The sequence below is a fragment of the Schaalia meyeri genome (genome assembly GCF_900105015.1).
Lineage (GTDB): Bacteria > Actinomycetota > Actinomycetes > Actinomycetales > Actinomycetaceae > Pauljensenia > Pauljensenia meyeri.
Genome location: NZ_FNLK01000008.1, coordinates 47748 through 60191 on the forward strand (window position 1 = coordinate 47748; position 12444 = coordinate 60191).

9 protein-coding genes are annotated in these 12444 nt (G+C 66.8%); 3 read left to right on the forward strand and 6 right to left on the reverse strand.

The window, feature by feature from the left end; genetic code table 11:
- Position 1 precedes the first annotated feature (1 nt).
- From BLT68_RS03735 to BLT68_RS03745, 3 genes are read right to left on the reverse strand one after another with little or no spacing between them, the layout of a single operon-like run.
- Entirely contained in the window at positions 2 to 1363 is a 1362-nt protein-coding gene (locus BLT68_RS03735; RefSeq protein ID WP_074632886.1) for a hemolysin family protein, read from the reverse strand.
- On the reverse strand, positions 1360 to 1809 hold the full coding sequence (gene ybeY, locus BLT68_RS03740; protein ID WP_074632890.1) for an rRNA maturation RNase YbeY: 450 nt from the start codon (positions 1807 to 1809) through the stop codon (positions 1360 to 1362). Before ybeY ends, BLT68_RS03735 begins: the two co-directional genes overlap by 4 nt.
- Entirely contained in the window at positions 1806 to 2858 is a 1053-nt protein-coding gene (locus tag BLT68_RS03745) for a PhoH family protein (protein ID WP_074632892.1), read from the reverse strand. The genes ybeY and BLT68_RS03745 overlap by 4 nt, the downstream gene beginning before the upstream one ends.
- A gap of 138 nt (positions 2859 to 2996) precedes the next feature.
- Between BLT68_RS03745 and hrpB the strand changes: the two genes are divergently transcribed.
- Positions 2997 to 5615, forward strand: a complete 2619-nt coding sequence (gene hrpB, locus BLT68_RS03750; RefSeq protein ID WP_074632893.1) for an ATP-dependent helicase HrpB — start codon at positions 2997 to 2999, stop codon at positions 5613 to 5615.
- Positions 5616 to 5648: 33 nt separating this feature from the next.
- Here the strand turns inward: hrpB and BLT68_RS03755 are convergent, their stop codons facing one another.
- Positions 5649 to 5903, reverse strand: a complete 255-nt coding sequence (locus tag BLT68_RS03755; protein WP_050695036.1) for a type II toxin-antitoxin system Phd/YefM family antitoxin — start codon at positions 5901 to 5903, stop codon at positions 5649 to 5651.
- Positions 5904 to 6103: 200 nt separating this feature from the next.
- Here BLT68_RS03755 and BLT68_RS03760 point away from each other — a divergent pair, with 200 nt between their 5' ends.
- The gene (locus BLT68_RS03760) at positions 6104 to 7504 is read left to right on the forward strand and encodes a dihydrolipoyl dehydrogenase family protein (RefSeq protein WP_074632895.1); all 1401 of its coding nucleotides are present in this window, start codon (positions 6104 to 6106) and stop codon (positions 7502 to 7504) included.
- Positions 7505 to 7624: 120 nt separating this feature from the next.
- Here the strand turns inward: BLT68_RS03760 and BLT68_RS03765 are convergent, their stop codons facing one another.
- Positions 7625 to 9994 carry a S8 family serine peptidase gene (locus tag BLT68_RS03765; RefSeq protein WP_074632970.1) on the reverse strand — a complete coding sequence of 790 codons (2370 nt, stop codon included), beginning with the start codon at positions 9992 to 9994 and terminating at the stop codon, positions 7625 to 7627.
- 464 nt (positions 9995 to 10458) lie between these two features.
- On the opposite strand from BLT68_RS03765, the gene BLT68_RS03770 reads away from it, so the two are divergent.
- Positions 10459 to 10728, forward strand: coding sequence for a hypothetical protein (locus BLT68_RS03770; RefSeq protein WP_070778162.1), 270 nt, complete (start codon positions 10459 to 10461; stop codon positions 10726 to 10728).
- Positions 10729 to 11039: 311 nt separating this feature from the next.
- On the opposite strand, the gene BLT68_RS03775 is transcribed toward BLT68_RS03770, so the two are convergent.
- Complete coding sequence (locus tag BLT68_RS03775) at positions 11040 to 12332, reverse strand: DUF5692 family protein (protein WP_074632896.1); 1293 nt, start codon at positions 12330 to 12332, stop codon at positions 11040 to 11042.
- Between the last annotated feature and the right edge of the window lie 112 nt (positions 12333 to 12444).

The window sequence follows — 12444 nt, forward strand, 5'->3', positions numbered from 1 at the left end:
GTCAGTTGTCCTTGTCGTCGGCGGGGTTTTGGTCGGGGGTCAGGGCGGGATAGTCGGGGTCGAGGCGGCAGACGATGGTGGAGACCTGGCGGCGGCGCCCGCGCGCCTCTTCGGCGGTCATGGTGACGCCCGCGAGCGTGCCCGTAGCACCGGGCAGGGGAACCTTGCCGATGGCCTTGGCCAGCAGTCCACCGACGGAGTCCACGTCCGTGTCCTCGATGTCCCGGCCCAGCAGCTCGCCCAGTTCAGAGATCGGATAGCGCGCGGGAACACGCCACGTGCCGGGCTCCGTTTCTTCGGGTTCCACGCTGTGGCGGTCGTGTTCGTCGGTGAGCTCTCCGACGACCTCCTCAATGATATCTTCGAGGGTGACCAGTCCGGCGACGCCCCCGTACTCGTCGATGACGATGGCCATGTGAAAGCGCTGGGCCTGCATCTGGCGGAGCATGTCGTCGGCCGGCTTCATTTCGACGGCGTATTCGGCGGGGCGCATCATCTGTTCGGCGCGCATGTCCAGCTGGCCGCCGTGCGCTTCCCAGCGGGAAACGACGTCCTTGAAATAGAGGATGCCGCGGATGTCGTCCACGTCGTCTCCGACGACGGGCACGCGCGAGAAGCCCGAGCGCACGAAGAGGCGCAGCGCGGAGGGCGCGGGCGTGTCCGCGTCAATCGTCACCATGTCGGTGCGCGGCACCATGACCTCGCGCACCAGGGTGTGTCCCAGGTCCAGGACGGATCGCACCATGTCCCGGTCCTCTTCCTCGAAACTCTCGGGTTCGCCGACCTCGTCGACGATCTCGCGCAGGTCTAAGATCACCTCGGCGCGCACCTGCGCCTCCGTGGGGGCCGGGGCTGGCCGTAAGGAGCGCAGGCGCCGCAGCGCGGGGTCGGCCAGGTGGCTGAGGCGCGACAGATAGGAGGCGAAGCCCGTTCCCGCCAGCGCGATGCCTTCGGGGTTGGCTGCCCCCCACCGGGCGGGGATGTATGAGACGAACAGGAGCTGGAGTGCGGAGATGCCCAGGACCGCGATCAGGGCGACCGCCCACCAGGGCAGTCCCGTGCTCACCAGGACGATCGTGACCATGACGGCGTAAACGACCTGCCAGAAGGTGCGGAAGGCCCGCAGGGACAGCAGCGTGCGCCGACGACGGTCGACCAGCGCGTACAGGAGCTGCGCGTTCTTACGTTTTGCCTCGATGAGGTCCTCTACCCCGGCCAGGGTCAGGCGCTGGACGGATTGTTCGACGCACTGGGCCAGGGAGGCGGCGGCCAGCGCGATGAGGGCGAGGACCAGCAGCGCCAGGGAGGGCACGCCCGGAAGCGACGAGGCCGGGGCCGCCTCCAGGGGCAAAACAGGGGTCATCGGGTGGCCAGGAAGGTGAGCAGCAGCTTGCGTTGGAGCGCAAACATAACCTCGCGCTCGGCGTCCTGCGCGTGATCGTAGCCCAGGAGATGGAGCATGCCGTGTGTGGCCAGGAGCAGCATTTCCTCGGCCGCACTGTGGCCGGATTCGGCCGCCTGGCGGGCGGCGACCTGCGGGCAGATGCAGATGTCGCCGAGCATGCCGGGGGGCGTGGGGTGGTCGGCCGTGCCCGGCTTGAGTTCGTCCATGGGGAAGCTCATCACGTCCGTCGGTCCGGGCAGGTTGAGCCAGCGCACGTGCAGCTCTTCCATGGGTTTTGGTTCGATGAAGATGATGTTGACCTCGGCGTCCGAGCTGACGTGCATCTGGTCGAGCACGTAGTCGGCCAGCGCGGAAAACTCGGCGACGTTGATCTCGTAGTCGGTCTCATTAATGACCTCGGTCATGACACGTACTCCCTGCGTGCTGTGTTGTGGCGGCGCGATCGCGCGCGGCGTGCGGCTGTCCGATCGTCGAAGCGCTGGTAGGCGTCAATGATGGTCCCCACCAGCTCGTGACGCACGACGTCCGCGCTGGTCAAATGGCAAAAATCGATGTCGTCGATGCCGCCCAGGATGGATTCGCTGAGAGCCAGTCCGCTGGTCTGGCTGCCTGGCAGATCCACCTGCGAGGCGTCGCCGGTGACGACGACCTTCGACCCGAAGCCCAGGCGCGTGAGAAACATCTTCATTTGGCCGAGCGTCGTGTTTTGTGCCTCGTCCAAGATGATGAAAGAGTCGTTGAGGGTGCGCCCTCGCATGTACGCCAGCGGAGCCACCTCGATGGTGCCCGCGGCCATGAGCTTGGGCAGGGCCTCGGGGTCCAGCATGTCGCCCAGCGCGTCGTAGAGGGGACGCAGGTAGGGGTCGATTTTATCCGTCAGGGAGCCCGGCAAAAACCCCAGGCTTTCGCCCGCCTCAACGGCCGGACGCGTAAGCACGATGCGTCGCACCTCGCCGGACAGCAGGCGACGCACGGCCTGGGCCATGGCCAGGTAGGTTTTGCCCGTGCCCGCGGGCCCGATGCCAAATACGACGGTCGCGCGGTCGATTGCGTCCGCGTAGGCCTTTTGTCCGGGCGTCTTGGGGCGGATGGATCGCCCGCGCGCCGACAGGATTTCCTCGGTGGGGGCTTCGCCCGAGGCCAAGCGTCCGAGCAGGCGGATCGCCTGTTCGACGGCGGCCGCGTCCAGGGCGGTGCCGCGCCGGGCCATGCCGATAAGTTCCTTGAGCAGCCCGGCCGCCACGTCTATGTCGACCTGGGTGCCGACCAGAGAGATCTCCCGGCCAGTGACGAGAAAGCGTACGTGGGGAAAGCCCCTCTCGAGGGCACGCAGTACTTGGTCGGCGACGCCGAGGACTGTAATGGGATCCGTGTCTGCGGGGATAGTGACGCGCCCCGTGGTGTGTGCGAGGGTGGCCGCCGCAAGCGTCGGCGCTGTGTTCTCCGTAGTCATATCGGTCCTCAGTTTACTCTCACCTCCCCGGGGTCACTGCGGCGTGGGGATGCCCGCCGCAGTGACCCCGGCCGCATTGGCGCCGGGGCGCTCCGTCCCGGGATGCGGCCGCGCCCTGGGAGCACGCACAATGAAGCCATGCCTGCCCTTGAGGATCTGCTCTCCTGCCCGCCCGACCTGCCAGTCACGCGCGCGCTGGGCGATATCGCGGCGGCTGTTTGCCCCGGCGGCTGCGCGGTCGTCACGGCTCCCCCGGGCACAGGCAAGACGACGCTGCTGCCTCCCGCCGTCGCGGTGGCGCTGGCGGGACCTGGTGCGGGGGGCGCGGGGAGTAAATCGGGTGGCTCGCCGATGAGGGTGATCGTTACCCAGCCGCGCCGCGTCGCCGCCCGGGCCGCAGCCCGCAGGATTGCTCGCCTCCTCGGGGAGGACGTGGGCGGGCAGGTCGGTTACTCGGTGCGCGCTGACTCGCGCGTGAGTGAGCGGACACGGGTGGAGATGGTGACCCCGGGCGTTGCACTACGCCGCCTCCAGCGCGACCCGGAGTTGCCCGGCGTGGCCGCGCTGATCATTGACGAGTTCCACGAACGCGATCTGGACACCGACCTGGCGCTGGCGTTCGCGCTGGATGTGCGCGCGGCGCTGCGCGAGGATCTGTTCATCGCGCTCACGTCAGCCACTCTGGAGGCGTCTTCCGCGGTGCGGCTGCTGCGGGGCGCGACGGGACAAGAGCCCGCGTTGGTTGATATCCCGGGGGAGATTTATCCGCTCGACGTGCGTTACGCTCCCCCGCCTCGCGGTGTGGACGCAGTGGGCGCGATCAGCCGCGACCGCGTGGGCGTGCGCCGGGAGTACCTGGCGCACGTGGCGCGCACGATCGAGGACACGGTAACGGGAACGTCGGGCTCCGTCCTGGTGTTCCTGCCGGGGGTCACAGAGATCGAGGCGGTGCGCCGCAGCCTGCGTCTGCCGGGCCTGCCCATCCTTGCCCTGCACGGTCAGCTGAGCGCCACCGACCAGGACCGAGCCCTATCCCCCGCGACCGGGCGCCGCGTCATCTTGTCCACGTCCATCGCCGAATCATCGCTGACTGTTCCCGGCGTGTCCGTCGTGGTCGATGCGGGCCTGGCCAGGGAGCCGCGTTTCGATGCCGGTCGGTGCCTGTCGTCCCTGGTGACCGTGCCGGCGTCGTTGGCCCGCATGGATCAGAGGGCGGGGCGCGCTGCTCGCACCGGGCCGGGCATGGCCGTACGCGTCATGGACCCCGTGGACGTCGCGCGCAGGCCCGCCCAGTCCGCGCCGGGTATCGCCACGCAGGACCTTGCTAACGCGCGCCTGCAGGTGGCCTCGTGGGGCACTCCCGTGACGGACCTGGCCCTGTTGGACGCTCCCCCGACCGGCACGTGGGAGGCGGCGGGGCAGCGCCTCGCGTCCCTGGGCGCAATTGACCGGGACGGGGCGGTCACCGCCCTCGGCCGCACGTTGGCGGCGCTGCCCCTGGATCCGCCGCTGGGCAGGGCGCTCCTGGCGGCCAGCGGAGTCCTGGGGGTGCCCCGGGCGGCGCGCTGCGTGGCTCTGCTGTCGGAGGATGTTCGCGCTCCCGGCGCGGATCTGGGTGGCGTGGAGCGCAGGGGTGGCCGCGAGGGCGGCGATCGGGCGCAGGCCGCGCGGGTGCGCGAGACGGAAGCGCGATTGAAGCGCCTGGCGTCGCGCCTGCCGAGCGTGAAGGCGTGGGAGGGAAGGGAGGCCGTGCCCGGCGGCGACCCGCGTCCCGGGCGGGGGCGTTCGCGCGAGGATGAGCTGGCGCTGACGTGCGCGCTGGCCCACCCGCAGTGGATCGCCCGTAAACGCCCGGGCTCGGCCGCGTACATCCTCGCAGGCGGCGTCGGTGCCGAACTGCCGAACGGTTCCCCGCTCGAGGGGCAGGAGTGGCTGGCGGTGTCGTCGATCGACCGCGCACCCGCGTCTCGACACGCGCGCATCCTGGCCGCCGTTCCCCTGCCGGAGGAGGACGCGCTGGCGGCCGGAGCGGCGATGATCGCCGAGCGCACCCAGGCATCGATAGACAAAGGGAGATTACGTGCCACGCGCACGCGAACCCTCGGCACAATCCCGCTGTCTACCGCTCCGGCGCGCACCCTGCGCGGCGAGGAAGCCACCGCCCTGGCGGCGGATCACGTGGCATCCCGCGGACTGGGCGAACTGGGCTGGGGGAAGGAGGCCTCATCCCTGAGGGAGAGGATGCGCGCCCTGCACCGGGCTTTCGGCGCCCCCTGGCCCGACGTGTCGGACGAGGGGCTCGCCGCAAACGCGCGAACGTGGCTGGCCCCGTGGGGGCAGCGTCTGGCATCGGGCACTCCCCTGGCGTCCGTTCCCATGGTGGAGGTCCTGCGCTCTCTGCTGCCCTGGCCACACGCGGCACGCCTGGACGAGCTGGCTCCCGACAAGCTGCCGATTCCGTCCGGCGGAACCCGGCCGATCGATTGGAGCGGGGAGCACCCGGTACTCACCCTGCGTGTCCAGCAGGCCTTCGGTTGGACGCGCACGCCCCGCCTGCTGGACGGGCGTATGCCCCTGGTGCTGCACCTGACCGATCCGGCCGGGCGCCCGGCGGCGGTCACCTCGGATTTGACGTCGTTTTGGCAGGGCCCGTACCGGGACGTGCGCGCGCAGCTGCGCGGGCGCTACCCGAAGCACCCGTGGCCCGAGGATCCGCTGCGCGCGGAGCCGACGAACAGGGCGAAGAGGCGGAGCTAACGCGCCGGGGATTGCGGCGCAATAAAAGCCGCGTCAGTCCCTCAGCTTGCTGATCACTCGCCGCCCGTCAGGCAGGTTTTTTGATGGCATGTGGTAGGCGTCGATGTCCGAGATCGCGGGACGTTCGAGACCCATTTCACGCAGCCGCGCGTAAGTCGACATGCGCACCGGACCCAGCTCGGCGACGGGCTGACCCCCCTGTGTGAGCGTGACGACTTCCCCGGAAGAGGCTCGCGCGAGCGCGGCACCCACATCCTGTTTGAAATCACCAATATCTAGAGCCCTCATACCCCTATCTAAGCATGCCGGAGGCACTTTCAACGAACCGCGCGGTCACCATATGACACACGGCACCGGCACACCGGCCAAACGAGCGTCATACCACAGCTATCGCGTGAGAATCCGCACTGGAAAAGCACTCACCCGGTGGAATAGACGCCGTCGCTGCGCGTTGAGAGAGGAGAACTTTCCCGATATGAAGGAGCAACATGTCCACGAACGTAATCGAAGAGGTTGACCTGCTGGTCGTCGGCGGCGGCAAGGCCGGTAAATCCCTGGCGATGGAGCGCGCGAAGGCGGGCTGGCGCGTCGCGATGGTTGAGCGCCGCTTCGTCGGCGGCACCTGCATCAACGTCGCGTGCATCCCCACGAAGTCGCTGGTCAATTCCGCCCGTCGCCTTATCGACGCGCGCACCGACGACGTGTTCGGCGTCGTCGGCACGGATCGCGCGCGCGTGGACCTGGCGAAGCTGCGCGCCCACAAGGAGGGCATCGTGGGGGCCATGGTGGACGCACACGAGCAGATGTTTACGGCCCCCGGCCTGGATTTCGTGCGCGGCGAGGCCCGTTTCACGGGCGAGCGCACGGTGACGGTGGCGCTCGGGAACGGGGGCGAGCGAACGATTCGCGGCGAGCGCGTCCTCATCAACCTCGGTTCGCGCCCCGCGCGCCCCCAGATCCCGGGCCTGTGGGAATCGGGAGCATGGACCAGCGAGGACATTCTGCGCCTTGAGGAGCTGCCCTCTTCCCTGGCGATCATTGGGGCCAGCTACATCGGCGTGGAGTTCGCGTCGATGATGGCGACCTTTGGCGTCGACGTGACCCTCATTGCCTCGGACGAGCACGTGCTACCGCGGGAGGATGCGGACGCCGCGCGCGTCGTCGAGGCGGGCCTGGAGGGCGCAGGCGTGACCATCCTGCGTGGGGTTCGTGCGTCGGCGGCGTCGCGGTCTGGCCTTGTTACGACGCTGACCTTGTCGGATGGTTCCACGGTGGCCGCCCAGGCCGTCCTGGTTGCGGCCGGCCGGGTGCCGAACACGGATGGGATCGGATTGGACCAGGCCGGGGTGGCCCTGGACCAGCGCGGCTTCGTTGCGGTGGATGAGCATTTGCGTACGAGCGCTCAGGGCGTGTGGGCGGCCGGCGACTGCGCCGGAACACTCATGTTCACGCACGCGTCCTGGTCGGACTTCCGCATTATCCGCGCCCAGCTGACAGGTGTTTCCCTGGACGATCCGATCACCTCCACGCGCGGCCGCACGATCCCCTACGCCGTCTTCGCCACCCCCGAGCTGGCCCGCATCGGCCTTTCCGAGGAGGAGGCCCGTGGCCTGGGTCTGGACGTGCTGATCGCTCAGGTTCCGACATCGGCCATTCCCCGCGCGAAGACGCTGCGCCACGCGGGAGAGGGCTTCTGGAAGGCGGTCGTGGATGGTCGCACCCACGAGATCCTGGGTGCGACGTTGATCGGTCCGAACGTCTCCGAGGTCATCACCGCCGTGCAGGTGGCGATGGCCGGGGGCCTCACCTACGAGCAGCTGCGTTTCCTGCCCGTGGCGCACCCGACCATGGCGGAGGGCCTGCAGGTCCTCTTCGACTCGCTGGGCTGACCTCGGCCCCTCCACAGACGCGGGTGGGCCAGAACGATTGTTCTGGCCCACCCGCGTGTTGTTGCCTCAGCGCGGCGCCCTACTGGGGACGTGGGGGTGCCACGGCCTGGTCAGTGGCGCTCATCCGAGCCACGCGCCCGAGGGACTGAAGTGGAACCAGGATCCGTTGATGCGGACCCATCCGGTGGCCATCTTGCCGGTCGCGGTGTCCAGGTAGTACCAGGTGTCGCCGTCCTTCAGCCAGCCGGTGGCCATCTTGCCAGAGCCGTCCAGGTAGTACCAGGAACCGTCCAGGTTGGTCCATCCGGTGGCCATCTTGCCGGAGGCATCCAAGTAGTACCAGGAGTCGCCGTCTTTCAGCCAGCCGGTGGCCATCTTGCTGGAGGCATCCATGTAGTACCAGGAGCCGCGGTCGTTGACCCAGCCGGTCGTGGCGCGGCCGGAGGCGTTCATCCAGTGCCACGCGCCGTCGTAGTAAGCCCAGCCGGTGACCATGATGCCGTCCTCGTCGAAGTAGTAGTCACCGTCGCCGATCCTCAGGTGCTCGCTCTTCGCGCAGGAGCCGTCGTCGTAGCAGTAGCTCCAACCGTTAGCGCCGTTGGACCAGGCCCCGCCCTCGCGCACGTATTTGTCGACGTGGAAGTGGGCGGGTTCCGTCACGTCATCGTCGGCACGAATATCCTTGTTCCGACCTTCGGCGGCGACGGTGGCGTGTGCGGAGGTGCCCACGAGGGGGGACAGGTCGATGGGGCCGGCGGTGACGGTGACCTCGTTGCCGGTGAAAGAGCCGTCACCGGCGCCTCGTGCGAAGGCGAGGCCCGCGACGTTGAGGGTCACGGCGGTGACCGGACCGGAGGCGGTCACGCGCACGTGGATCGTGCCGGACACGCGCGCGCCGGCCAGCGGCTTCCAGTCGGTGAGGCCGTCTCGCGAGTACTCCACCACGCCGATGGTCGGCTTGGGCTGATCTTCCAGGACGGCCGCCAGCGCGTTCGCCAGGCCCGCACCGCGATATTCCTTGCCGTCCTCGGGGGCGGCCAGTCGATTATAGGTGTAGCCGGCCTGCTTCTTGAGCAAGTTGATCGTCTGATCGGCAGTGTAGTCCGGGTGGATCTCCTTGATCAGCGCGGCGACTCCAGCCACGTGCGGGGAGGCCATGGAGGTGCCGGACAGGTAGGCAAAGGGAGGGTTCTGCTTCCACGTGGGAACCGTCGACCAGATGCGGCTGCCCGGGGCTGCCACGTCAACGGAGTTCTTGCCGTAGTTCGAGAACTTCGAGCGATTGAGGGTGGCGGTCGCGGGATCGGCGCCACCGGGCAGGGCCAGAGCGGCCACGGACACGACCGAATCGTTCAGCATGGAGGGAACGTCGATGCCGCCTCGAACGTCACGCTCGCGCGCGGCTCCCTCGACGTCATTCGGGGAGTCGCTGTCCTTCGTCGGATTGTCGTGGTCGTCGTTGCTGTTGCCCTCGGCGGCGATGTTCACCACGCCCTGGGCCTTCGAGTATCGGACCGCGCGGGACGCGGCCTCGAGACCCGCAGCCTGGGAGCTCTCGCCCGGCATCCAGAAGGCGTAGGGGTCCATGTAGTAGCTGGAGTTTGTCACGTCGATGCCGTGGTCGGCTGCCCAGTCAAAGGCGCAGGCCACGTACTCGGGGTAAAAGGAACCGGCCAGGTTCGAGGTCTTGATGGCGACGAGCGTCGCATCGGGGGCCACGCCATCCACGCCGTAGGCGTTGTGTGCGGCGGCAATCGTGCCGGCGACGTGCGTGCCGTGGTAGTGGTCGTCCTTCCACGCTGAGGGATCCTGGTTCGGGATGCCATTCACCTGGCAACCGACGGACAGGGAGGTGTCGATCCTGTCCTTGAGGTCCTTGTGGTCGGGGTCGATGCCGGTGTCCATGACGGCGACGGTCACCTTTTCGCGGGGCACGTCAACCTTCTGGGCTTCGATCGATCCGATCGCGGTCAGACCCCACGCGTTGGCGTCTCCCACGTCGGGGGTGAAGTCGTTGAGCTGGGAGTCGGCGGACAGGCCGGTCACGTGGGTGCCGGCGGCCTCGGAGACGGCGGCCGCTTCAGCGGGGGTGGCCTGCGGCTGCTCGGTACGGACCTCTTCACCGGTGACGGTCTTGTAGCGGGTGGGGCCGATCGAGTGATAGGAGATTCCCGCGTCGACCAGGCTCTTGCCGAGCGCCGGAGCGAAGGACGCCTTCACCGACTGGACGAAGAAGGCGTTGAATTCGGGGTACTGGGCCAGGAGCACGCCGCTTTCCGAGGCCTTGGAGACGGCCGCGTTGAATTCGTAGCGCGAGGCGTCGGCAGGCAGGTTGACGGCGTAGTTCATGACCTCGTCTTGGGCGCGCGCCTCGGAGGTGATCCCAGGGACACCGGCCGCGTGGGCGGGCGCACCGAATGCGGTGATCGTCAAGCCCGCAGCGAGGGCGGTTCCTCCCGCGATGAGGGTTTTCCATGAGCGTTGATGCATCATCATTCCTCGTTTCTGTATTGATGGGGACGCACCCTTCGGATCAATCCGCGGGGTACGCCGTTTACACATCGTGTCAAGGTTTGTCACTAAATTGCCAGAGGGTTTCACATTTTAAGAAACCTTGACCCTTGGGTAGAAAATACTTGACCGAGACATCGGGACACTCAGCCCACGAGCCGAGGGGCTCGCCAGAGAGCCCCACACCCTCTGAGACGAGACGAGCGAGTTGCGAACGCAGGCAGCGCGAGCGCCCAACCTCCCAAAAATAACCGACCAGTTCATTAGACACTAGTTCAAGTATAGAAATACTTGCCGGGTGCAAACCGAGCAAAACCGCAGAAACAGAACCCTTTCGCCCAAATATCAACCCAGCGCTCTGCTTGACAGTTTCACATGACTCTTCGGAGGATGTGTGCTACGGTCGATAGACGCTAATCACACGCGAGTGATGGGAGGCACCGATGCCATCATCCATTTACGTGAGCTTCGACGCACCCGAAGGGGTTCCGGCAACGCCGCGTCGGCTGCACGCCGCCCTGTCGTCCGTGCTGGACCTGCCGCCGGGGGTGAGCCCTAAGCGCGCGGCCCGGTTCCCGACGCTGGCTCACCGCCCACCGCACGGGTCCGGCTCTGCGAAACCCTATTCGCTGGGTGAAGTGTGCCTGTCGGATTCGACGTTCGGCGTCGAGATGCGTTTCCTGTTCGCGCACGTGAACTCAGCCCGGCGGTGACACCGGCCGGGTCGCAGGGCACTCGTGGATAGGAAATGGCTTCGCGGATAGGTTATGCGTTCATGGATAGGTTATGCACTCGTGGATAGGAACCTAAGCTATCCAGATGGCCGTAACCTATCCACGTAGCAACAACCTATCCAGGAAGTGGCCTCGCGCAAACACGCACAATCCGCCAGGGGCCGCGCAACAAACCCACAAGTACGCGCACGACAAACCGACAAATGCGCGCGGCACACCAGGCTCATGCCTGCGACTCCCCAAAACAAAGCGGGCCTCCTCGGGGAAAGCCCCGGGGAGACCCGCCACCCTCACTCGCCGCCGCCCACCGGCACGCGCTTGGAGGGGTGGCGTCGGTCCTCGCCCCGCCACCACGGCATCCACGCGGCGTAACCATCCGCGGGGGGCGTCGGCGCATCCGGCTGGAAGCCGAGATCGGCCGGGGTCTCGGGGATACGGTCAACCAGGAAGTACTTGTCCCTGTCGTCGCAGTGTTCGCGCACAATCGTGCGGAACTCCTTCAGCTCACAGTACAGGACGCCGGTGATCGGGTTCCTCTTCCACGCAACGATCTTGTACACCCAATAGACGAAGAGGGCGACGTTGGCCGCGAGCGCGAGGACCGCGCACGCGATGTTCGCACGCGGATCCATCGTGGCAAAGTTGAAGATGTCCGAGGGCGGAACCAGCACCTCCGGCAGCAGGGTGTTCATCGAGATCCAAAAGACCAGCGTGAAACAGCGGAACCAGATCCACTGGCCCTTCGCCCACGTGAATGCCGGGATCGTGCAGGCCAGCAGCAGCGCCAGCGTGCAATACCAGGTGTAGTCGGCCAGCGAATTGTAGAGGAACGCGTGATTCCACAGGTCGTAGGCGATGACCCACGGCCACACCATGTCCACCCAGATCAGTCCGCGCACCTTCTGCTTGCCCGGTGAGGTCACGATGATTTTGCCGAGCCCCGTGATCGTGATGATGTTGAGCAGGCCAGCCGCCGCCGACAAGAGGTTCCAGACCCCGCCGATCGTGCGGAACCCGGTCTCCGGGTCGATGCCGACGTGCCGGGCAGACAGGTTGGCGGCAACCTCCTGATACCACTGCTGCGAATGGAGCTCGGCAGTGACGCCCCGCGCCTCGGGCAACCCCGCGATCATGTCGATCGTGTGGGAGTCATTGACGGACTTCAGGCACTGCCAGTCGGCACCGCACGCATAATAGGAGTCGGCGTTGAAGTAGATCGTCAAGTCACGGATATTGGCTTCCATGATATTGACAGCCAATCCGATCCACAGGGCAACACCCAGCCAAATCGCGTACTTATGAGCCTTGACGGGATTGCGTTTGGCATAGAGCAGGACAGTTCCAGTCATGGTAGCCGTCAAAATCATGATCGCGTACTTGCCAAACGGAAACCAGCCCACCATGGGCGTCCCGTGGATCCACGCGTAGGGCATCAGCGCGATGCCGCCGACCGTCCAGACGGCAAAGATCGTCCAGTTCCACCGCCGGTTGATCTCGGCGACGATGATCTGAGCGGCCAGGACAGCGAACCAGATGACATAGACCTTTGGGGTTCCAATCTCCCAGAGGAAGAGAGTCTCCACAGCATTCTCCTTCGAAACTGCAACTGAGCTTATGGTTGTCGGCTATCATAGTGCCTTAATCAACCCAATGTACGAGGTCCGCCACGGAATCCGGGTCACGCCCGGGACGCTC

Excerpts from the sequence above, each read along its gene's own strand:
- BLT68_RS03755 (WP_050695036.1), bottom strand. The coding sequence starts at position 5,903 with ATGAGGGCTCTAGATATTGGTGATTTCAAACAGGATGTGGGTGCCGCG.
- BLT68_RS03770 (WP_070778162.1), top strand. The coding sequence starts at position 10,459 with ATGCCATCATCCATTTACGTGAGCTTCGACGCACCCGAAGGGGTTCCG.
- BLT68_RS03765 (WP_074632970.1), bottom strand. The coding sequence starts at position 9,994 with ATGCATCAACGCTCATGGAAAACCCTCATCGCGGGAGGAACCGCCCTC.
- BLT68_RS03745 (WP_074632892.1), bottom strand. The coding sequence starts at position 2,858 with ATGACTACGGAGAACACAGCGCCGACGCTTGCGGCGGCCACCCTCGCA.
- ybeY (WP_074632890.1), bottom strand. The coding sequence starts at position 1,809 with ATGACCGAGGTCATTAATGAGACCGACTACGAGATCAACGTCGCCGAG.
- BLT68_RS03735 (WP_074632886.1), bottom strand. The coding sequence starts at position 1,363 with ATGACCCCTGTTTTGCCCCTGGAGGCGGCCCCGGCCTCGTCGCTTCCG.
- hrpB (WP_074632893.1), top strand. The coding sequence starts at position 2,997 with ATGCCTGCCCTTGAGGATCTGCTCTCCTGCCCGCCCGACCTGCCAGTC.
- BLT68_RS03760 (WP_074632895.1), top strand. The coding sequence starts at position 6,104 with ATGTCCACGAACGTAATCGAAGAGGTTGACCTGCTGGTCGTCGGCGGC.